The sequence below is a fragment of the Sinorhizobium sp. 22678 genome, assembly GCF_052044265.1.
Taxonomy (GTDB): domain Bacteria; phylum Pseudomonadota; class Alphaproteobacteria; order Rhizobiales; family Rhizobiaceae; genus Sinorhizobium; species Sinorhizobium meliloti_A.
On sequence record NZ_JBQEMS010000001.1, the window covers coordinates 229,714 to 249,205 of the forward strand.

17 protein-coding genes and 1 other RNA gene are annotated in these 19,492 nt (G+C 63.0%); 5 read left to right on the forward strand and 13 right to left on the reverse strand.

Going from position 1 to position 19,492, the window contains the following annotated elements; genetic code table 11:
- Positions 1–6: 6 nt before the first annotated feature.
- The 12 genes from mraY to ACTJKL_RS01350 form a co-directional block, all read right to left on the reverse strand.
- Complete coding sequence (gene mraY / locus ACTJKL_RS01295; RefSeq protein ID WP_018095458.1) at positions 7–1,107, reverse strand: phospho-N-acetylmuramoyl-pentapeptide-transferase; 1,101 nt, start codon at positions 1,105–1,107, stop codon at positions 7–9.
- A 242-nt stretch (positions 1,108–1,349) separates the two neighbouring features.
- Positions 1,350–2,783: a UDP-N-acetylmuramoylalanyl-D-glutamyl-2,6-diaminopimelate--D-alanyl-D-alanine ligase gene (locus ACTJKL_RS01300; protein ID WP_440851979.1), complete on the reverse strand. Its 1,434-nt coding sequence runs from the start codon at positions 2,781–2,783 to the stop codon at positions 1,350–1,352.
- Position 2,784: 1 nt separating this feature from the next.
- A complete protein-coding gene (locus ACTJKL_RS01305) occupies positions 2,785–4,245 on the reverse strand; it encodes a UDP-N-acetylmuramoyl-L-alanyl-D-glutamate--2,6-diaminopimelate ligase (RefSeq protein WP_338282378.1) in 1,461 nt (486 codons plus the stop codon).
- 165 nt (positions 4,246–4,410) lie between these two features.
- A complete protein-coding gene (locus ACTJKL_RS01310; RefSeq protein WP_018095461.1) occupies positions 4,411–6,159 on the reverse strand; it encodes a peptidoglycan D,D-transpeptidase FtsI family protein in 1,749 nt (582 codons plus the stop codon).
- Complete coding sequence (ftsL, locus tag ACTJKL_RS01315) at positions 6,159–6,554, reverse strand: cell division protein FtsL (RefSeq protein ID WP_127712415.1); 396 nt, start codon at positions 6,552–6,554, stop codon at positions 6,159–6,161. The genes ACTJKL_RS01310 and ftsL overlap by 1 nt, the downstream gene beginning before the upstream one ends.
- Positions 6,555–6,560: 6 nt before the next feature.
- On the reverse strand, positions 6,561–7,586 hold the full coding sequence (gene rsmH, locus ACTJKL_RS01320) for a 16S rRNA (cytosine(1402)-N(4))-methyltransferase RsmH (RefSeq protein ID WP_100671701.1): 1,026 nt from the start codon (positions 7,584–7,586) through the stop codon (positions 6,561–6,563).
- Positions 7,587–7,600: 14 nt separating this feature from the next.
- A complete protein-coding gene (mraZ, locus tag ACTJKL_RS01325) occupies positions 7,601–8,041 on the reverse strand; it encodes a division/cell wall cluster transcriptional repressor MraZ (protein WP_018095464.1) in 441 nt (146 codons plus the stop codon).
- Positions 8,042–8,458: 417 nt separating this feature from the next.
- An RNA gene (gene rnpB / locus ACTJKL_RS01330) (RNase P RNA component class A) lies at positions 8,459–8,856 on the reverse strand.
- Between the two features lie 71 nt (positions 8,857–8,927).
- Positions 8,928–10,115 (reverse strand): NAD(P)/FAD-dependent oxidoreductase, encoded by a 1,188-nt coding sequence (locus ACTJKL_RS01335; RefSeq protein WP_440851980.1) that lies wholly within the window; start codon positions 10,113–10,115, stop codon positions 8,928–8,930.
- A 137-nt stretch (positions 10,116–10,252) separates the two neighbouring features.
- Positions 10,253–10,792, reverse strand: a complete 540-nt coding sequence (locus ACTJKL_RS01340; protein ID WP_100671704.1) for a lytic transglycosylase domain-containing protein — start codon at positions 10,790–10,792, stop codon at positions 10,253–10,255.
- Positions 10,793–11,018: 226 nt separating this feature from the next.
- Entirely contained in the window at positions 11,019–11,783 is a 765-nt protein-coding gene (locus tag ACTJKL_RS01345; RefSeq protein ID WP_275597650.1) for an N-acetylmuramoyl-L-alanine amidase, read from the reverse strand.
- On the reverse strand, positions 11,780–12,487 hold the full coding sequence (locus ACTJKL_RS01350) for a J domain-containing protein (protein ID WP_275597649.1): 708 nt from the start codon (positions 12,485–12,487) through the stop codon (positions 11,780–11,782). Before ACTJKL_RS01350 ends, ACTJKL_RS01345 begins: the two co-directional genes overlap by 4 nt.
- 343 nt (positions 12,488–12,830) lie before the next feature.
- On the opposite strand from ACTJKL_RS01350, the gene ACTJKL_RS01355 reads away from it, so the two are divergent.
- The 3 genes from ACTJKL_RS01355 (at position 12,831) to ACTJKL_RS01365 (ending at position 15,959) form a co-directional block, all read left to right on the forward strand.
- Complete coding sequence (locus ACTJKL_RS01355; RefSeq protein ID WP_018095469.1) at positions 12,831–14,045, forward strand: pyrophosphate--fructose-6-phosphate 1-phosphotransferase; 1,215 nt, start codon at positions 12,831–12,833, stop codon at positions 14,043–14,045.
- A gap of 140 nt (positions 14,046–14,185) precedes the next feature.
- A complete protein-coding gene (locus ACTJKL_RS01360; protein ID WP_018095470.1) occupies positions 14,186–14,821 on the forward strand; it encodes a LysE family translocator in 636 nt (211 codons plus the stop codon).
- Positions 14,822–14,954: 133 nt separating this feature from the next.
- The gene (locus ACTJKL_RS01365; protein WP_338282390.1) at positions 14,955–15,959 is read left to right on the forward strand and encodes a transglycosylase SLT domain-containing protein; all 1,005 of its coding nucleotides are present in this window, start codon (positions 14,955–14,957) and stop codon (positions 15,957–15,959) included.
- Positions 15,960–15,991: 32 nt separating this feature from the next.
- Here the strand turns inward: ACTJKL_RS01365 and ACTJKL_RS01370 are convergent, their stop codons facing one another.
- Positions 15,992–17,353, reverse strand: coding sequence for a serine hydrolase domain-containing protein (locus ACTJKL_RS01370; RefSeq protein ID WP_440851981.1), 1,362 nt, complete (start codon positions 17,351–17,353; stop codon positions 15,992–15,994).
- Positions 17,354–17,520: 167 nt separating this feature from the next.
- On the opposite strand from ACTJKL_RS01370, the gene ACTJKL_RS01375 reads away from it, so the two are divergent.
- Together ACTJKL_RS01375 and ACTJKL_RS01380 are read left to right on the forward strand one after the other, a co-directional pair.
- On the forward strand, positions 17,521–18,771 hold the full coding sequence (locus tag ACTJKL_RS01375; protein WP_440851982.1) for a BtaA family protein: 1,251 nt from the start codon (positions 17,521–17,523) through the stop codon (positions 18,769–18,771).
- Positions 18,768–19,433 carry a class I SAM-dependent methyltransferase gene (locus tag ACTJKL_RS01380; protein ID WP_440851983.1) on the forward strand — a complete coding sequence of 222 codons (666 nt, stop codon included), beginning with the start codon at positions 18,768–18,770 and terminating at the stop codon, positions 19,431–19,433. Before ACTJKL_RS01375 ends, ACTJKL_RS01380 begins: the two co-directional genes overlap by 4 nt.
- The last annotated feature ends 59 nt before the right edge of the window (positions 19,434–19,492 follow it).

Sequence of the window (19,492 nt, forward strand, 5' to 3'; positions counted from 1 at the left end):
CGTGGCTCACCGCAGCTTCAGCGTGGAGAGGCCGACCATTGCGAGGATCACTGCGATGATCCAGAAACGGATCACCACCTGGCTTTCCGTCCAGCCTTTCTTCTCGAAGTGATGGTGGATCGGCGCCATCAGGAATACGCGATGCCCGGTGCGCTTGAACCAGAAGACCTGGATGATGACTGACAGCGTCTCGATGACGAAGAGCCCGCCGATGATGACCATGACGATCTCGTGCTTGGTCGCGACGGCCACGGTGCCGATCAGGCCGCCGAGCGCAAGCGAACCCGTATCGCCCATGAAAATCGCAGCAGGCGGTGCGTTGAACCACAGGAAGCCGAGCCCCGCGCCGATCACGGCGCCGAGGATCACCGCGAGTTCGCCGGTGCCGGGCACGAAATGGATCTGCAGGTAATTGGCGAAGACGGCGTTACCGGCAAGATAGGCGATCAGCCCGAATGCGGCCGACGCGATCATGACGGGAACGATCGCGAGCCCGTCGAGACCGTCGGTCAGGTTTACGGAATTTCCGGCGCCGACGATGACGAACCCGCCGAACAGCACGAAGAAATATCCGAGATTGAGCATCAGGTCCTTGAAGAAGGGAAAGGTCACCGACGAGCCGAAGGTGGAACCCGCCGCCCCCGCGGAAAGCGCCGCCTGCATCATGAAGAAGACGGCAACGGCGGCGATCACGAACTCGATGCCGAGCCGTGCCTTGCCGGAGAAGCCCTTTTCCGACTGCTTCGTCACCTTCAGATAGTCGTCGTAGAAGCCTATCGCGCCGAACCCGAGCGTCACCAGAAGCGTCGATACGACGTAGATGCTGGATAGATCGGCCCAGAGCAGCGACGACACCACGATGCCGGTCAGGATCATCAACCCGCCCATGGTCGGGGTCCCTGCCTTCTTGAAGTGCGTCTGGGGGCCGTCCGCACGGATCGGCTGGCCCTTGCCCTGGCGGATGCGCAACGATGCGATCATGGCGGGGCCGAACAGGAAGACGATCAAGGCAGAGGTGAAGAGAGCCGCCCCCGTACGGAAGGTGATGTAGCGAAAGAGATTGAAGAATTGAAAGTGGTCCGCCAGTTCCACAAGCCAGATCAGCATAAGGGACCTTTCCCCCAGAAGTTTATAATCGGACATCGTCCAACAGAATCATCTGCCAGAAGATACCCGCTTGCGTTCGACTATGTTAGGCCATTTCCCCTGGCCGAAGGGCGTATCCACCAGCACTGCGGCGCCGCGCACCCTTTCGGGCGTACAAGAGCCGCCGCAGCGCTTTCAGTAGCCGCATGTTCTTCCGCAGACCGGTTCCGGGTTCGAGGAAACATGCAGCGATGGCAACGTCCCTATACTTCCCCTGCTCCGGCCGTCTCCTGCGGATAGGCATCGAGAAGCGCCTGGACGATCTTTGCGCAACCGGTGCCCTTCGAAGACTTGACCATTACTACGTCGCCGGCCGCGACAGCTCCGAGCGCGTAGGCCGTGAGATCATCCACCCGGTCCCGATGGACGACGGATACCTCCTGCGGCAGGGCGTCGCGCAGATGGGCCATCTCGGGCCCGGCCAGCCAGACATCGGCAATACCCGCCTCGACAATGGGTCTCGCAAGCGCCGCATGAACCGCCGCCGAATGCTCGCCCATTTCCAGCATGTCGCCGAGAACGGCAATGCGTCGCCCGCCGGGTGACGGCTCTGCATCGCGCAGAAGCGAGATCGCCGCCCGCATCGAGGCGGGATTGGCGTTGTAGCTTTCGTCGATCACGGTGAGGTGCCCGGTGCCGATCCTGAGGTGATGCCGCAGCCCCCGGCCCTTTTCCGGCTGCATCGTCGCAAACGACGCGGCGACGCGATCGGTATCCGCGCCTGCCAGCGTCGCCGCGGCGATCGCCGCCAAGGCGTTCTCGGCAATATGGCGCCCGGGTGCCCCTATCGCTACCTCAAGCGTTCTGCCTCCGACGGCGGCCCAGAGCACCGAGCTTTCCGCTCCCCCGGCAAACTCGGCCAGACGGAACTCCGATCTCGGATTTGCGCCGAAGGAATGGACATGGCTGACCCCCGCCGCCGCAGCCGCCCTTTCGAGGAGCTCGTATTGCGCGCTGTCGCGATTGATGACCGCATGGCCGCCATTGACCACGCCTTCGAAGATCTCGGCCTTGGCGGCCGCAATCTCGTCCAGGCTCGTGAAATTGCCCAGATGGGCGGCGGCAATGCTGGTCACGACCGCGACATGCGGGCGGACCATCCGTGTCAGCGGCAGAATTTCGCCCGCATGGTTCATTCCGATCTCGAAGACCCCGAAATCGGTCGTCTCCGGCATGCGCGCAAGCGTCAGCGGCACGCCCCAGTGATTGTTGAAGGACGCCACGGAGGCGTGGACCCGGCCGAGGGGCGACAGCACGTGCCTCAGCATCTCCTTCGTGGTGGTCTTGCCCACCGATCCCGTGACGGCGATGATTTTCGCCGCGCTGCGGTCGCGGGCGGCGCAACCGAGCCGGATCATCGCCTCCAGCACGTCGTCAACGACGATCATCGGGGCGGTCAGGCGCCCCAGCGCCGGGAGTTTCGCTTCGCTGACGACCAGGAGCGCGGCTCCGTTTGCAAGCGCGATCCCGGCATAGTCGTGGCCGTCGACGCGATCGCCTCTGATCGCGAAAAAGGCCTCGCCATCGCCGATCGTGCGGCTGTCGATCGAAATGCCGGTGATCCCTTCGGGCAGGTTCCCGACCGGGCGGCCGTTCATGGCGGCCAGAAGATCGCTGCTTGTCCAGAGCCAGTTCAAATCAAAGACCTCCCAGTGCCTTGCGGACCTCCGCGTGGTCGGAAAAAGGCAGCGTCACCGAACCGACCGTCTGCCCCTCTTCATGCCCTTTTCCGGCAACGATCAGCGTATCGCCGGTCTTCAGCATTCCGACGGCCGCACGGATCGCCTCGGCGCGATCGCCGATTTCCGTAGCCCCCTTGGCCGCAGCCATGATCTCGGCACGGATCACTTCCGGTACTTCCGAGCGCGGATTGTCGTCGGTGACGATCACGACATCGGCGAGGCGGCTGGCAATCTCTCCCATGATCGGGCGCTTGCCCTTGTCCCGGTCGCCGCCGCATCCGAAAACCACCACGACCCGGCCGGTGGTAAAGGGACGCACGGACTCCAGTACGTTTGCGAGTGCGTCCGGCTTGTGGGCGTAGTCCACATAGGCGAGTGCGCCGTCTTTCGTCTGTCCGACGAGCTCCAGCCGCCCCGAAGCGCCCTGCAGCCTCTCCAGCGCCGAGAATGCCGCCTTTGCGGTGATCCCGGTGGACATTGCGAGCCCCGCGGCAACGAGCGCGTTGGCGATCTGGAAATCACCGGCAAGCGGCACGTGAATTTCGTAGATGTCGTCGCCGACATGCACCTCCGCCGACTGCTTGTGGCGGAAATGCTCGACGCGCTTCAGCGCGATGAAATCGCCATTGCGCCCGACGGTGCGCACATCGTGGCCGGCCTTGCGAGCGGCAGCGATCGCCTCGGCGGACCATTGGTCGTCCGCGAAGATCACCGCCGGCGAACCTTTCGGCAGGAGCGCCCCGAAGAGGCGCATCTTGGAGGCCATGTAGTGTTCGACCGTCGGATGGTAATCCATGTGATCGCGGCCGAGATTGGTAAAGGCGGCGGCCGCGAGGTTGACCCCGTCCAGCCGGCACTGGTCCAGGCCGTGGCTCGAAGCCTCCATTGCCGCGTGGGTCACGCCCTCATCGGCAAGTTCGGCAAGCAGCTTATGCAGGGATACCGGGTCGGGGGTCGTCAGCGAGCCGTATTCGGTGCGGCCGGGCGCCACCACTCCCGTGGTGCCGATCATCGCCGCCGAGAAGCCGCTATGCGCCCAGATCTGCCGGGTGAAGGAGGCAACGGACGTCTTTCCCGCCGTGCCCGTGACCGCCACCATCGTCTCCGGCTGGCGCTCGTAGAAGCTGGATGCCGCCTTTGCCAGGAACCTTCGCGGTTCGGAGATCGCAAAGACGGGCGCACCCGCTTCCGCCTGGGCGCCTTTTCCGGCGACGACCGCCGAGGCTCCGCGAGACAGCGCATCCGCTATGTAAGCAGCCCCGTCAGCCTTCGATCCGGCAACGGCGACGAAGAGATCGCCGGGCTTGACCTGCCGGCTGTCGGCCGTGATGCCGCCGATCTCGATGGTTGCGGCGTCGCCCTTCAGCTGCGCCGAAAGTTCCGGGAAATTCGATCCCGCCAGATCCGTGATCTTCATGAACTGCACGTCTCACATCGATATGAACCAACAGCGCCGTGCGTCTTTTCAGACGCGCAAAGGTCGCCGTAACACTTTGAATGCAGCATGGTATGGTCCTTGAATCGACTCCGGTTCACGGAGCCATGCAGCGGAATCGCGAATCCTCCGCCTTTCATTTCACGGTCAATAAGACACAAGCAAGGCAGAACCGTCTTGTCCGAATTTCGGCTCCACGCCGAGCAGCGGAGCGGAGCGGCTGATGATGTCGCGCACCATCGGGGCGGCATTCGAACCGGCCGTGCGGCCCCCGCCTTCGCCGGTCTTGGGCGCGTCGATGAAGGTCAGCACCATGTATTTGGGATCGTCGATCGGAAACGCCGCAAGGAAGGCATTGAAGTTCAGGTCGCTGGCATAGCGGCCGTTGACGACCTTGTCGGCCGTGCCGGTCTTGCCGCCGACATTGAACCCCGGAACGAGCGCCCGCTTGCCCGAACCCGCGATGCCGTTCCAGCGAAGCAGATAGCGCATGTCTTCACTGGTGCTCTTCTTGACCACTGCGCTCGCAAGTTCGCTCGCTTTTTCCTCGCTGCGCGGCAGGAAGGTCGGCGGGATGAGTTTGCCGCCATTGACCAGCGCGGCACCTGCGACCGCCGTCTGCAGCGGCGTCGTCGAAACGCCGTGGCCGAAGGAGATCGTGATCGAGTTGATCTTCTTCCACTCGCGCGGCTGGCTTGGCGCCTTTACTTCCGGCAGTTCGGTCGGCAGCCTCGTCAGCAGGCCTATCCGTGTGAGGAACTCCTTGTGGCCCGGAATGCCGATCAGGTCGGCGATCTTGGCGGTACCGATATTCGAGGAATACTGGAAGATTTCCGGCACCGTCAGTACGCGGCGCTTGCCGTGGAAGTCCTTGATCGTGAATCCGCCGATGCGGATCGGCGCGGTCGCATCGAAACTGTCGTTGAGCGTCACCTTGCCGGAATCGAGACCCATGGCGATGGTGAAGGTCTTGAAGGTGGAGCCCATCTCGAACGTGCCGTTCGACATGCGGTTCATCCAGCCCTCTTCGGCGCCTTCCGCGGGCCTGTTCGGGTCGTAATCCGGCACGGAGGCCATGGCCAGCACTTCGCCGGTATGGACGTCGAGGACGACGGCACCGGCGGCAATCGCCTGGTAGTTCTTCATGCCTGCGTCGATGACGTCGCGCACGATGTTCTGCACGCGCACGTCGATCGAAAGCCTGACCGGTTCGAGCTTGGCATCGCTGGTCATTCCGATCGCCGCAAGATCGGCGAGACCCTGCTCGTCTATGTAGCGCTCCATACCGGCGACGCCGCGGTTGTCGATGTTGACGTGACCGAGGATGTGGGCGGCAGTCGGCCCTCCCGGATAGAAGCGCCGTTTCTCCGGGCGGAAGCCGATGCCGGGAATGCCGAGCGCGAGGATTTCGCTCTGCTGCTTCGGCGTCAGTTGCCGGCGCAGCCATTGAAAGCGCGAATTCGACTTGAGCTTGTTGTAGATTTCGCGCGCGTTGAGATCGGGAAGCACCGTCGCCAATCGCTCCACCGCCTCGTCGGCATCGACGATCTTGTGCGGCTCCGCATAGAGCGAGACGGTACGGATATCGGTCGCGAGAACCTCGCCGTTGCGGTCGAGAATGTCCGGCCGCGAGGCCATGAGACTATCGGCGCGGCCGATCGAGGAGACCGTTTCCGGCTGCGCGAGACCATATTGGACGAGGCGTCCTCCGATCGCCGCGTAAACGAGGCCGAAACTGGCGATGATGATCGCGACCCGGCTTTTCGCCCGGCTTGCGCTCTTCTTGCGCGTTCCTTCGAAAGTGACGTTGAGCCCGCTGTCGGCGGGGCGGTTATTGCCGCCCGCCGAAAAATGCGCCTTGCTCTTCAGCACCATGATACGAGAGAGAAACGACATCAGCGCGCCACCGAACCTGTTGCGATATTGTCGGCCTCGATGACGGCGGCGATATTGTCCGCCGCCTGGTCCCTGGCCTTCTTATCCTCTTCGGAAGGAGGCAGATCAGCCCTCAGCATCGGCAGCTCCTCCGGCCGCGCCAGCTGCGTCGAGGGGGTCGGCGCGAGTTGCAGATCGGCTGCAAAGACGGTCACCAGCCTCTCCAGCCGGTTCGGCTGGGTCAAAAGCGCCCAGTCGGCCTTGAGCAGATCGATCGTGTCCTCTTCGAGCTTTATCGCTGCGTCGAGCCTGCGCACCTCTTCGAGCTTGTTCTCGGCCTTATGCTTGATCGTGTAGGTGACCGTCGCGGCCGCCGTCATGATGACGATCAGGACAATATCGAGCGTTCTGAGCATCGTCTTCTAGCCCCCCAGCCTTGCAAGGCTCGCCAGTTCCGGCAGATTGAAAATCGAAAGATCGGCGCCCGGCGACGGAGCCTCGGTGCGGACACCCGCTCTCAGCTTCGCGGACCGGGCACGAGGATTGCGGGACGCCTCCTCCTCGCTTGCCGCGACCATAGGCTTGCCGACTGGCGTGAAGGTTGCGGCGCGCGCCGTCACCAGCGGCAGATGGCGGGAGCCGCCCGCCTTGCCGGACCGATCCTGGAAGAACGTCTTTACGATTCGATCCTCGAGCGAATGAAAGGTAACGACGACGAGCCGGCCGCCAGGTTTCAGAGCCCGTTCGGCCGCAAACAGGGCGTGGGCGAGCTCGCCCAGCTCGTCATTGACGAAGATGCGCAACGCCTGGAAGACACGCGTTGCGGGGTGAATCTTGTCCTTGGCCTTGCGCGGCGTAACCGTCTCGATGAGATTTGCGAGATCGCGGGTGGTCTCGAACGGCGTCTCGGCGCGGCGCTTTTCGATGGCGCGCGCAATCCGCCCCGCCTGCTTTTCCTCTCCGAGGAAGCCGAAGATGCGGATGAGGTCCGACACCTTCGCGCGATTGACGACATCGGCGGCGGAGACGCCGGCGGCCGACATGCGCATGTCGAGCGGCCCCTTCTTCTGAAAGGAGAAGCCGCGCTCCGCCTCGTCGATCTGCATGGAAGAGACGCCGATATCGAGCACGACGCCGTCGAGCCCCTGTGCCGGCGCATGCTCGGCCAGATCGGAAAAACGGGAATGAACGAGCTTCAGCCGCCCGCCGCTCGCGTGCATCATGGATTGCCCCGCGGCGATCGCCGTCGGATCGCGGTCGAGCGCGATGACGTCGGCACCGGCATCGAGAATGGCGGATGCGTAGCCGCCGGCGCCGAAAGTGCCATCGAGAACGATCTTGCCGGGAGCGGGATCCAGAGCCGCGAGAACTTCCTTCAGGAGGACGGGAATGTGACGAACCGGTCCGCCGTCGGCATCAGAAGTTCCGCCGCCTTGATCCGTCACCATTCCGCCTCTCCATTCTATTGTGAACGCAGCCCCCGTTGCTTGCGCCCTTCTCTGGCCTCCGCCTGCGCCCTCGCAAACGCCTGCGGATCCCAGAGCTGAAAATGATCGCCCCGCCCGACGAAGGTCACGTCGTTCGAGATGCCGGTGAAGTCGCGGATGAAATCCGTCACCATCAGCCGGCCCTCCGGGTCGAGCTTCACATAGACCCCGCCCCCATGAACAAGGAGCGACATCTCGTTGGCCGCATCCGAAAACGGATCCTCGGCGGCCATCTGCTTCTCGAACCGGTCCAGAAGCTCCGGCCCGCCGACGCTGATCGCCGGAAAGACGAAGTCCTGAAAACAGTATAACTCCCGCACGCCTGCCTCCAAAAGCACGGCGCGGAAGGCCGACGGGACGGAGACCCGCCCCTTGGCATCGATCCGGTTCGTAACATGTGACAAGAAGCGGTTCATGACGCGAAACGGCCGCCTCCGATTGACGGGCCACGATCATCGGCCCGCACATACACTCGCACCACCGCGCATGGATCCCCCGCCGGGCACGTGCGTGCCCGCCTGATCTTCCCATCGACGGAAGCCTCGAATTTCGCGATGGAGGGCCGCTGCATGGCCCTTGCGCAGTACCATTATGGGATAACATGGGACCATATGGGCGTCAATGGGAGAAGCTCGTAACCAGCCTTGCGGATGATCAAATATTGATAGGTTGTTAAGTTTAACAAAGGGTTACGATCCAAATCCTAATGCCTTGGAATCGCGCGCAAAAGCGAGCCCCGCCGGTGAGGTGCGGCGAGCCTCGCAGGCGTGATTCGCCTGAGTCAGGGAATTGAGGAGACGTGCTTTGCCGCAGTGGCGAAAGCTGCAAAGAAAAAAGCCAGTTGGCCTGTAAGCCGGGTTCTGTATGGCTCCGCCTCCGGAGAGACGAAACGTGGCAGCCATTCATCTGGGGCTGCGCTTGCGCGCAGCCTCGTGCAACCCACCCGGACGACGCGCCTGGAAACCGGCTGGGCGCTTGCGCGCCCATGTCGTCCCTATTCGGTCTTGCTCCCGGTGGGGTTTGCCGTGCCGTCCATGTCGCCATGTCCGCGGTGGGCTCTTACCCCACCCTTTCACCCTTACTCCGCAAGCGGAGCGGTCTGCTTTCTGTGGCACTTTCCCTGGGGTCGCCCCCGCCGGACGTTATCCGGCACCGTGTTTCCGTGGAGCCCGGACTTTCCTCGCCCCGCGGCCTTTCGGCACTTGCGAGGCGCGGCTGCCCGGCCAACTGGCAGAGGCTCATTAAACGACCGGGACGGCAAGCGCCAGAGAAATCGGCACTGCCGCGCGGTCCGGCGGTTACTTAGCGATACGCGACCGCGAAGTCCGTTTCGTACCCGTCCGCCTCGAGCCGGCCTTCCGTCATTAGCAACGCGCCAAGCCTGCCGATCTCGTCGGAGCTCTTGGCAGCCTGGCCATTGCCGCCTGTGAGCACGGCGATGCGGTCGCTCACGAAACCGATATAAGGATAGCCGTGTCGCGTGAACGCCGTGACGCAGGGCGAATAATGCGTCGAAACGGGTCTCAAGGCGGGGATCGTCTCGGCGAGCAGTCCGCGCATGTGTTCGGCCGCTTCCGCGTTTGCACCGCTTCGGAACCAGTCCCTGATCGCCCGCTCGCTCGCAAGGATCCGATCGGTCGGATCGCCGCCGATCTTTACGTAGTGTTTGCCATCGGCATAGGCAACCGGCGGCAACAGGTAATAGCTTCTCTCCTGCTCCGGCGCGACGCCGATCAGCGACGGCATGCCTTCATAGAAGGAAAGATCATCCGCGCCCACCTCCGCAAAAAGCACGGTGCGCGCCTTTACCGCAAGGTCGAGCGGCCGCGGAAGAAGCGCCTGCGAAAGCGAGAAGCCGCCCGCAGCGACCAGGACGCGGCCGGCCCGTACCAGGTGGCCGTCGGTCGTGCCGACCACCACGTGATCCGGGCCGTCTTCGACCGAGATCACCTCCGAGCGGATCACCCGTGCACCCGATTTCTCGGCCGCGATCGTTTGCGCCCGGACGAGCGAGCGAGGATTTATGTAGCCTGCGCCGCTTGCCTCGTGAACGCCGGCATAGCCTTGCGGGAAGCGGAACCAGGGAAACCGCCCGGCAAGGTCGTCGCCAAGGATCAGCGGTGCCTCGAGGCCGAGCCTGTCGCAGGCACGCTCGACATTCTCGAGATAATCGAACGCGCCGCCGGGAGCTGGGGCCGCGATCAGACAGCCGACGGGAAAATAGAATTCGACGCCGCTTTCCTGTGCGATTTCCGGATACCGATCGATCGAGCGCCGGGCCAGACGCGCCCAGACCGGGTCGTCGTCGATCGTACGGGTGATGCGGGCATTGTCGTAATGACTGGCGAAAACGCCGCCGTGGTTCGCCCAGTCCTCCGGCTCATCGGGGCCGATAAGCGCGACACCGGCGCCCGCCCTCGCAAGGTGACGCGCCGCTGCGGCGCCCATCATCCCCTTGCCAATGATAACGAAATCAACGCTCTCCGACATGCCTTTCCCCGATGTTCGCTTCGCGACCGAGATAGCACGCCGTTCAGGCTTTCGCACCGAATTCCTTCGGACAATCAACAATATGCCGGAACGCAATACCCACCCGGCGTATGTCTTACAGCGTCACATGCGATAGATCACAACCAGTCCAGGATGTTCTTGACTTTACCGCAATAGCGCTTCGAAACGGGGTTCATTCGCTTCGCGGCGTGGCCGGCATTGTATTTGAGGATGGTGCCGCAGGTCGTCCCGTCCGAAAGCTCCTGCGCCTTCGCCAGGTACTTCATCCCGAATTTGATATTGGTCTCAGGCTCGTAGAGGTCTTTGATCGAGCCGGTATAGCCCATCATCCGGGCCGTGGCCGGCTTGATCTGCATCAGGCCGACTTCGCCGGCGCTTCCGCGAGCCTTGGCATTGAAGTTGCTCTCGACCTCGACGATCGCGTGAGCGAGGTCGGCGGGAATGCCGTATTGCTTGGCATAGGACTGGATGAGGATCGTATATTGGGATCCGCGCGGCAAAGTCAGGTCGGGTTTCGGATAACCCGTCGTTCTGCTTACCGACGGAATTGCAGAAGTCTTGACGGTTTTGTCGATGCCCCCTGCATACGACGTACCAATCCCGGCGAAGAACATGCCAAGGCATGCCGCCACCGCAGCAACAGACGCTATTCTCATTTAGTTTGAAGTCTCCGGTCTGGGGAACCGATCGCGCGGCGCACCCCACCGCGACGATCGAATTTCCCGATCGTTTTCATTGACAAGAGTGCCGCGCCCGGCGCCACATCCCCTGCAGTTGATGCAACGGAAATGACCGGCGCATCATGGTAAACATGTGGCAGCACGAGAAAATCGTGCACGAAAATCAATCAGACGCTAATTTAGGGCGGACAAAAATCGCTTTTCAGGCGGCCAGAATCGGCAATGTCGAAAGCAGGCGGTGCAACGTATCGATGGTGGAAACGTCGGCGATGCCGTCCACTCGCGATTGTCGGAAATGGCGCTGGAACGCAGCGACCACCCCTTCGGTCTTCGCGCAGAAATCCCCTGTGATTTCAACTCCGTAACCATAAAGCAAAAGCATGGACTGGAGTGCTTCCACGGGCTGGCCCCGGTCGCCGCGCTGGAAGAAGCGACCGCCCCTCACGGAGGCCGGTTCAACCCAGTGTCCGACCCCGCGACGAAACAGCACATCCCAAGGAAAATTTTCTCCAGGATCAACCTTGCGAATCGGCGCGATATCGCTATGCGCAAGCACCCTCTCCGGGGTGATTTGCCAGCGTTCGCCACAGTCCAGACACAATTCGGCGACCGCCTCGATCTGCGCTTCAGGGAAGTCCGGGAGGCCGCCCGGGTGACCGGCATTGGCAATCTCGATCCCGATGGAGCACGAATTGATATCCGTTTCGCCCTTCCAGACGCCCTTGCCCGCGTGCCAGGCCCTGCGTTCTTCCGGCACCAGCTGGGCGATTCGCCCCTCCTCGTCTACGAAATAATGACAGGAGACCTGGCTTTCCTCGCGACAGAGCCAGTCGAGCGCGGACGCCGCCGTCTCCATGCCGGTGTAATGAAGGATGATCATATCCGGCCTGCGCCCGCCGGCGCGCTCGCCATGGTTGGGCGAGGGCACGAGATGAGCGCCGGGGAAGTCGCAGGTCTCGGATGTCATGCGGCGCGGCGCTCTCTTTCGATCGCCTCGTAGGCCGCGTTGAGCACGGCCATGCGATCGTTGGCGATCGCGTGGAACTCTTCCGGCACGCCACGCGCCACGAGCATGTCCGGGTGGTTCTCGGAAACGAGAACGCGATAGCGCTTGCGAATCGCGGAAAAGTCATCCTTCGGCGAAACGCCGAGAACCTGGTAGGGATCGCGGTCGTCGCCATGAACGTGGCGCGCCATGATGCACCCGAAATGCTCGTCGTCCATCCTGAATATTTCAGCCACACGCCTCAGGAACGTAAGCTCCTTCTCGTGCACCGCCCCGTCCGATTTCGCGATATGGAACAGGCCGTCGACGATGTCTTCGAGAATCGGGCAATTCCTCTCGCAAGAGGAGCAGAGCGAAGCCATTTTCTCCGCATAGGCCTCGTAGCCGGCAACGTCCTGTCGGGCGAGATTGTAAAGCCTGGCGACGTTCCTCGCCTGGTCCGCGGGAAACTTGAAGATGTCGCGAAAGGCGCTCACCTCGGCCTCGTTCACGATGCCGTCGGCCTTCGCCATTTTCGCTGAAAGCGCGATCATGGCGACCGAAAAGGCGACCTTTCGCCGGGTTTCCGGATCTCCTTCGAAGAGCGTCCGGACCGCCTCGACCACTCCAGTAAGGGCGTTACCAGTGGTCGTGACGATTTTGAGGAGGCTGTCCCAAAATGACATGAGTGCGATTGTTCCCTGTCCACCCCGCGAGCATGATCTGATGCGGTGGCGATTTGCAAGCGGCAGAGCCGCGTCAACCATCATGGATGACGAATTTGTGATGGCCCCTCAATAATTCATATCGTCACAAATCTCAATCGAATTCCTGGACGGCGCCGTGCGACCTTCAGGCGCAACGCTGCTACCGCGCGGCCGGTTCCCCTTTCTCGTGATCCACAACCCTGTCATTTAATTTCCATCGGATTTGGGTTAGACCACCGCTATCTTTGATCTAAGGCAAGGATTTAGAATGCGGTTGATCTCACGAGCGATCGCTTGATGCCGAAATCCCCAGGAGGACCCCATGGCCAAGAAGAAAGTCGCAATGTTGACGGCAGGCGGGCTCGCGCCCTGCCTCTCATCCGCTGTCGGCGGCCTGATCGAACGCTACACGGACATCGCGCCGGACTATGAGCTCGTGGCCTACCGTTCCGGCTATCAGGGCCTGCTTCTCGCCGACCGGATCGAAATCACCCCGGCCATGCGCGAGAAGGCGCATGTGCTCCACCGCCACGGCGGATCGCCGATCGGCAACAGCCGCGTGAAACTCACGAACACGGCCGACTGCGTGAAGCGCGGCCTCGTCAAGGAAGGGGAGAATCCGCTGCGCGTTGCGGCCGAGAGGCTCGCCTCCGACGGCATCAGCATCCTGCACACGATCGGCGGCGACGATACCAACACCACCGCGGCCGATCTCGCAGCCTATCTCGGGGCCAACGGCTACGATCTGACGGTCGTGGGCCTGCCGAAGACGGTCGACAACGACGTGGTGCCCATCCGCCAGACACTCGGCGCCTGGACGGCGGCCGAATACGGCGCACGCTTCTTCGACCATGTCAGCAACGAACAGAGCGCTGCGCCGCGAACCCTCGTCGTCCATGAAGTCATGGGCCGCCACTGCGGCTGGCTGACCGCGGCAACCGCGCGCGCCTATATCCAGCTGGCCGGCAACAAGGAATATGTCGACGGCTTCATGATGAACGCACAGCTGAAGAACATCGACGGCCTCTACCTTCCCGAGATGGCGTTCGATCTGGAAGCGGAAGCCGAGCGCCTGCGCGAAGTCATGGATCGCGCCGGGTTCGTCACGCTGTTCGTGAGCGAAGGCGCCTGCCTCGACGCCATCGTCGCCGAGCGGGAGGCCGCCGGCGAGACGGTCAAGCGCGACGCGTTCGGCCACGTGAAGATCGATACGATCAACGTCGGCAACTGGTTCTCCAAGCAGTTTGCGGCGCTCCTCGGCGCCGAGCGGTCCATGGTGCAGAAGTCCGGCTACTATGCCCGCTCCGCCCCCGCCAATGTCGACGATCTGCGCCTCATCCAGAGCATGGTCGATCTTGCGGTCGAGAGCGCGCTCAACAAGGTCTCCGGCGTGACGGGTCACGACGAGGACCAGGGCGGGCGGCTGCGCACGATCGAGTTCCCGCGCATCAAGGGCGGAAAGCATTTCGACACGTCCGCGAAATGGTTCGGCGAGGTCATGGATGTCGTCGGTCAGAAATGGCAGGTGGCCGACTGATGAAGGACGAGGAACGGTTCGCTGTTTTCTGAAACGGCGAACCGCTTCTCACCGGAGGCTTTCGGCTCGAGAGGAGTTGACGGCTGCGCGCCGGCATGGCTCCCTCCTCTTCAGCAGCCATTCAACCGCGGAGCCCACTCATGTCCTTCGAACACTGGTTCGCCTTCGCCGCCGCATCTGCGGTGCTGCTTGCGATTCCCGGCCCCACGATCCTTCTCGTCATATCCTATGCGCTCGGCCACGGCCGCAAGATCGCGGGGGCGACCGTGGCTGGTGTCGCTCTTGGCGATTTTACCGCAATGACGGCGTCGATGCTCGGCCTCGGCGCTCTGCTTGCAACCTCGGCGGCGATTTTCACCGTGCTGAAGTGGGTCGGTGCCGCCTATCTCGTCTGGCTCGGCATCAAGCTCTGGAAGGCGCCGGTCGGCAACGACAGCGGGAGCACCCTTGAAACGAGTCCTGCAGAAAGGCCGTTGCGGATCTTCGTTCACACCTATGCGGTGACCGCACTCAACCCGAAGAGCATTCTCTTCTTCGTCGCCTTCCTGCCCCAGTTCCTCGATCTGTCGCGGCCGCTTTTCGCGCAGATGGCGATCTTCGAGACAACATTCCTGATACTCGCCACGATCAACGCGGCGCTTTATGCCTGGCTTGCTGCCGCGGCCGGAAGCACCATCCGCAAGCCGAATGTCCGGCGCATCGTCAATCGCCTCGGTGGTTCGCTGCTCATCGGCGCCGGCCTGCTGACGGCGGGTCTGAAGCGCGCCACGACCTGACATGAGCAGTCTCTGAAATGCTCTCACGCGCTTGCCGCAACCGGCGGCATAGGTTAATGGAGATTCAAGCGCGGCGGGGTGGCAACCGCTGATTTGCAGGGGCTACGGGGCCCAGAAGCACGAAAGTGACAGCATGGCGAAATTCCGTATTCCCCTTTCGAAGCGGGCACTTGCCGCCGTGTCCCTTGTTTCCGTCGCTGTTGCTTCCGGGTGTTCCACGGTCGAGCATACGTCGCTTGCGGAGTTAACGGCCGTGCAGACGGTCACGCCACTGCCGAAGCCGGGAACAGAGACGACGGCTTACGCACTGCCCGCGCCGGTCGGCGCAACGGCGAGCACCTCGGCCGCATTGACCGCACAAACCTCGTCGGCGGCGCCGGCAAGCGCCGCAGGAACTGATTTCGCTGGCGAAACGAAGACGGCGCCCGCGACAGACACGACCCTCGCTTTCGCGGCTCCCCAGTCGGTCGCCGTGCCGGCAGCCAAACCCGCGCAGCCCTTTGAAGTAGCGATGGCGACACCCGCCTCGGCAGGTACCTCCCCGGCAGCCGCGCCGCCGGTCCCCGAGAAAGGCGCCGGACATCAGTCCGCCCCGCTTATCGGGGTTGCCGCCTCGTGGGAATCGGATTTCGACACCGGCGAGCCGGTCGGTCTGGAAACGCTTGTCGCCAAGCGCATGATCGTTCCGACGGAGCGCCCGAAGACGGGCGTGTTCGGCACCGCAGTCGGCGCGGTCGCAAGCGTCATCCCCGATTCGCTGAAGTCCGGAAAAGCACCGACCAGCTCGCGGCCGGAGCTTGACAGGCTGATCAAATATTATGCCGAACTGAACGGTCTGCCGCTCGAGCTGGTGCACCGGGTGGTCAGGCGCGAGAGCAACTACAACCCCCGCGCCTACAGCAAAGGCAATTTCGGGTTGATGCAGATCCGCTATAACACGGCCAAGGGTCTCGGCTATGAGGGCCCGGCCGAAGGGCTCTTCGACGCGGAAACCAACCTCAAATACGCGACCAAGTATCTGCGCGGAGCGTGGATGGTTGCCGACAACCAGCACGACGGCGCGGTAAGGCTCTATGCCAGCGGCTATTATTACCATGCCAAGCGCAAGGGCATGCTCGACGAGCTGAATATGAGGTAAGCCGAGCGGCTGGCCTGTCTGCCGGACATCGCTCAATCGAGCGCATCGATTATCCTCGCATTCAGCTTCTGCACGTCGTAGCCGAGGCGCGACGGTGTCAGCCCCAGGCGGACGACCGCGAGGCGAAGCGAGGGGACGATCATGATCGCCTGCCCGTCATGTCCAAGCATCCAGAACGTGTCGGGCGGGAAATTCGCCGTTCCGGCGCGGATACCGTTTTCCTTGAGCCAGACCTGTCCAGCCCCGTAGTCGCCGCCGGAAGCCGCAGTCGGCGTGCGCATGAAGGATACGTAACCTTCCGGCAGGAGCCGCCTCCCCTTCCAGCTTCCGTCCTGAAGCAGAAACTCCGCGAAGCGCGCCCAGTCCGGCGCCGACGCATACATGTAGGAAGAGCCGACGAAGGTTCCGCTTGCATCCGTCTCCATCACGGCGCTCGTCATCCCGAGGGGAGCGAAGAGCGCCTCGCGCGGATAGGAAAGCGCTTCGGCCGGATCGTCGAATGTCTCCATCCAGAGCCGGGACAGAAGATTGCTCGTGCCGCTCGAATAGGCGAATTTCGTGCCCGGAGCCGCCTCCAGAGGCTTCGAGGCGACGAAGCCGGCCATGTCGCTTTCCAGATAGAGCATGCGCGTCACGTCCGTGACGTCGCCGTAATCCTCGTTGAAATCGAGCCCGCTCTGCATCGCGAGAAGATCGGTCAGCTTGATGCGAGCTCGCTCGTCGCCGTTCCATTCGGTCACCAGATCGGTCTGGGCCAGATCCATCCGCTCTTCGGCAATGCGCCGGCCGATGATCGCCGCCGTCACGGACTTCGTCATGGACCAGCCGAGCAGGGGCGTGTTCCGGTCGAAGCCCGCCGCATAGGTTTCCGCGACCAGCCTGCCATCCCTGACGACCACGATTGCGCGCATGCCCGGACCTGCCAGTGCCGGATCTTCGACAAGCATTTGAATGGCCGCGTCGATGTCCGGCTTGTCCCCGTCCGGCCAGTCGACGCCAGGATCGTGGGCGAGAGGCGCCGTCGCCGACTCGGTCCCGCGCATCCCCGCGATGGCCTCGGCGCTGCCTCCGCTCACATTGGCGCAACCGCTGCCCGGACGGTAGACGGCGCGGCCGGGTGCGGCAAAGCCCAGGATACGCGCCGTCACGCTCTGCTCTTCCCGATCGACCGAAACGCGCACGAGCTTCAGCAGCGGGTGCCCGGGCGCCTGCACGTCCTGCGCCAGCACTTCCTGCGGATCGCGTCCGGCGAGGAACACGTTGGAGCAGACGATCTTGGCGGCATAGCCGTCTCCCACCTTGAGGAGTTCAGGCGGAAACAGCGCCAGCCAACCGACGAGGCCCACGAGCGAGGCCGCCCCCAGTCCGCCAAGCGTCTTCAGAAGACCCTTCATTCTCGCCCTCCCGCTCTTCGCATAAGTGCTACTGCGCTTTCGCCCGTCTGACCAGTCGGATGAGGGGCAATACCCGAATCCCTGCGAGCCCTTGTGCGAAACCTCGTCATCAAAGTGTAGCCGAGTCACCTTAGAAGCGGCTCAGTTTCAACTGGACGATAGGCAAGATGACCGACTTCGCCCCGGATGCCGGCTTCGGCAAGAAGAATCCGAAACTGAAAAGCGCACTCCTGCAGCATAAACCTCTCTCCCCCGCCGGTCTCTCCGAACGCCTGTTCGGTCTGCTCTTTTCCGGACTCGTCTACCCGCAGATCTGGGAGGATCCGATTGTCGACATGGAAGCGATGCAGATCCGCCCCGGACATCGGATCGTGACGATCGGTTCCGGCGGCTGCAACATGCTGACCTACCTCTCGGCCGCGCCTGCCCGGATAGACGTGGTCGATCTCAATCCCCATCACATCGCGCTCAACCGGCTGAAGCTTTCGGCCTTTCGCCACCTGCCGAGCCACAAGGACGTGGTGCGGTTCCTCGCCGTCGAAGGTACGCGCACGAATGGTCGGGCTTACGACGTGTTCCTCGCTCCGAAGCTCGATCCGGCAACCCGCGCCTATTGGAACGGCCGGGATCTCACCGGCCGCCGGCGCATCGGCGTCTTCGGGCGCAACATTTACCGTACCGGCCTGCTCGGCCGCTTCATTACCGCGAGCCATGTTCTCGCACGGCTGCATGGCGTCAATCCTGAAGACTTCGCAAAGGCGCGCTCCATGCGCGAGCAGCGGCAGTTCTTCGACGACAAGCTCGCTCCGCTCTTCGAGCGTCCGGTCATCCGGTGGATCACCAGCCGCAAGAGCTCCCTTTTCGGCCTTGGCATCCCGCCGCAGCAGTTCGACGAACTCGCGAGCCTGAGCAGGGAGAAATCCGTCGCCGCGGTGCTGCGCAATCGCCTGGAAAAGCTGACCTGTCATTTCCCCTTGCGCGATAACTACTTCGCCTGGCAGGCCTTTGCGCGGCGCTACCCGCGGCCGGACGAGGGCGAGTTGCCGCCTTATCTTCAGGCATCGCGATACGAAGCGATTCGCCACAATGCGGAGCGGGTCGAGATCCACCATGCGAGCTTCACCGAGCTTCTCGCCGGCAAGCCCGCCGCCTCCGTCGACCGCTACGTGCTCCTCGACGCACAGGACTGGATGACCGACCAGCAGCTGAACGATCTCTGGACGGAGATCACCCGCACCGCCGACGTCGGCGCGGTGGTGATCTTCCGCACGGCGGCGGAAGCGAGCATCCTGCCGGGGCGCCTCTCCACCACGCTCCTCGATCAGTGGCACTACGATGCCGAGAGCTCGATGAGGCTCGGCGCCGAGGACCGGTCGGCGATCTATGGCGGCTTCCACATCTACCGGAAGAAAGCATGAGCGCCGTGCAGACTGCGAATGAAAGCCAGGCTCACCTCATGGACCGCATGTATCGCTATCAGCGGTACATCTATGATTTCACGCGCAAATACTATCTCTTCGGCCGTGACACGCTGATCCGTGAATTGAACCCGCCGCCGGGTGCATCCGTGCTGGAAGTCGGTTGCGGCACGGGCCGCAATCTCGCCGTGCTCGGGGAACTCTACCCCGGTGCGCGCCTCTTCGGCCTCGATATCTCGGCCGAAATGCTGGCGACCGCCAAAGCCAAGCTCCGGCGCCAAAATCGGCCGGACGCAGTGTTGCGGGTCGCCGACGCGACGAACTTCACCGCCGCCTCCTTCGATCTGGAAGGTTTCGACCGGATCGTCATCTCCTACGCCCTTTCCATGGTTCCCGAATGGGAAAAGGCGGTCGATGCCGCGATTGCCGCGCTCAAGCCGGGCGGCTCGCTGCATATCGTCGATTTCGGCCAGCAGGAAGGTTGGCCGGCCGGCTTCCGCCGCCTCCTCCAGGCCTGGCTCGGACGTTTCCACGTCACGCCGCGCGAATCGCTTTTCGACGCGATGCGCAAAAGGGCCGAGAGAGACGGAGCGGCGCTCGAGGTCAGATCGCTCGGACGAGATTATGCCTGGCTCGCCGTCTATCGCCGCGCGGCACCGTAGCGGACGATGGCGGAAAGCATTCGGCTGCAATTCCCACTTGAGCTAACGCAATTTTTACG

Coding starts and splice junctions, on each gene's coding strand:
- mraY (WP_018095458.1), bottom strand. CDS start 1,107: ATGCTGATCTGGCTTGTGGAACTGGCGGACCACTTTCAATTCTTCAAT.
- ACTJKL_RS01305 (WP_338282378.1), bottom strand. CDS start 4,245: ATGAAGATCACGGATCTGGCGGGATCGAATTTCCCGGAACTTTCGGCG.
- ACTJKL_RS01310 (WP_018095461.1), bottom strand. CDS start 6,159: ATGTCGTTTCTCTCTCGTATCATGGTGCTGAAGAGCAAGGCGCATTTT.
- ftsL (WP_127712415.1), bottom strand. CDS start 6,554: ATGCTCAGAACGCTCGATATTGTCCTGATCGTCATCATGACGGCGGCC.
- rsmH (WP_100671701.1), bottom strand. CDS start 7,586: ATGGTGACGGATCAAGGCGGCGGAACTTCTGATGCCGACGGCGGACCG.
- mraZ (WP_018095464.1), bottom strand. CDS start 8,041: ATGAACCGCTTCTTGTCACATGTTACGAACCGGATCGATGCCAAGGGG.
- ACTJKL_RS01335 (WP_440851980.1), bottom strand. CDS start 10,115: ATGTCGGAGAGCGTTGATTTCGTTATCATTGGCAAGGGGATGATGGGC.
- ACTJKL_RS01340 (WP_100671704.1), bottom strand. CDS start 10,792: ATGAGAATAGCGTCTGTTGCTGCGGTGGCGGCATGCCTTGGCATGTTC.
- ACTJKL_RS01345 (WP_275597650.1), bottom strand. CDS start 11,783: ATGACATCCGAGACCTGCGACTTCCCCGGCGCTCATCTCGTGCCCTCG.
- ACTJKL_RS01350 (WP_275597649.1), bottom strand. CDS start 12,487: ATGTCATTTTGGGACAGCCTCCTCAAAATCGTCACGACCACTGGTAAC.
- ACTJKL_RS01355 (WP_018095469.1), top strand. CDS start 12,831: ATGGCCAAGAAGAAAGTCGCAATGTTGACGGCAGGCGGGCTCGCGCCC.
- ACTJKL_RS01360 (WP_018095470.1), top strand. CDS start 14,186: ATGTCCTTCGAACACTGGTTCGCCTTCGCCGCCGCATCTGCGGTGCTG.
- ACTJKL_RS01365 (WP_338282390.1), top strand. CDS start 14,955: ATGGCGAAATTCCGTATTCCCCTTTCGAAGCGGGCACTTGCCGCCGTG.
- ACTJKL_RS01370 (WP_440851981.1), bottom strand. CDS start 17,353: ATGAAGGGTCTTCTGAAGACGCTTGGCGGACTGGGGGCGGCCTCGCTC.
- ACTJKL_RS01375 (WP_440851982.1), top strand. CDS start 17,521: ATGACCGACTTCGCCCCGGATGCCGGCTTCGGCAAGAAGAATCCGAAA.
- ACTJKL_RS01380 (WP_440851983.1), top strand. CDS start 18,768: ATGAGCGCCGTGCAGACTGCGAATGAAAGCCAGGCTCACCTCATGGAC.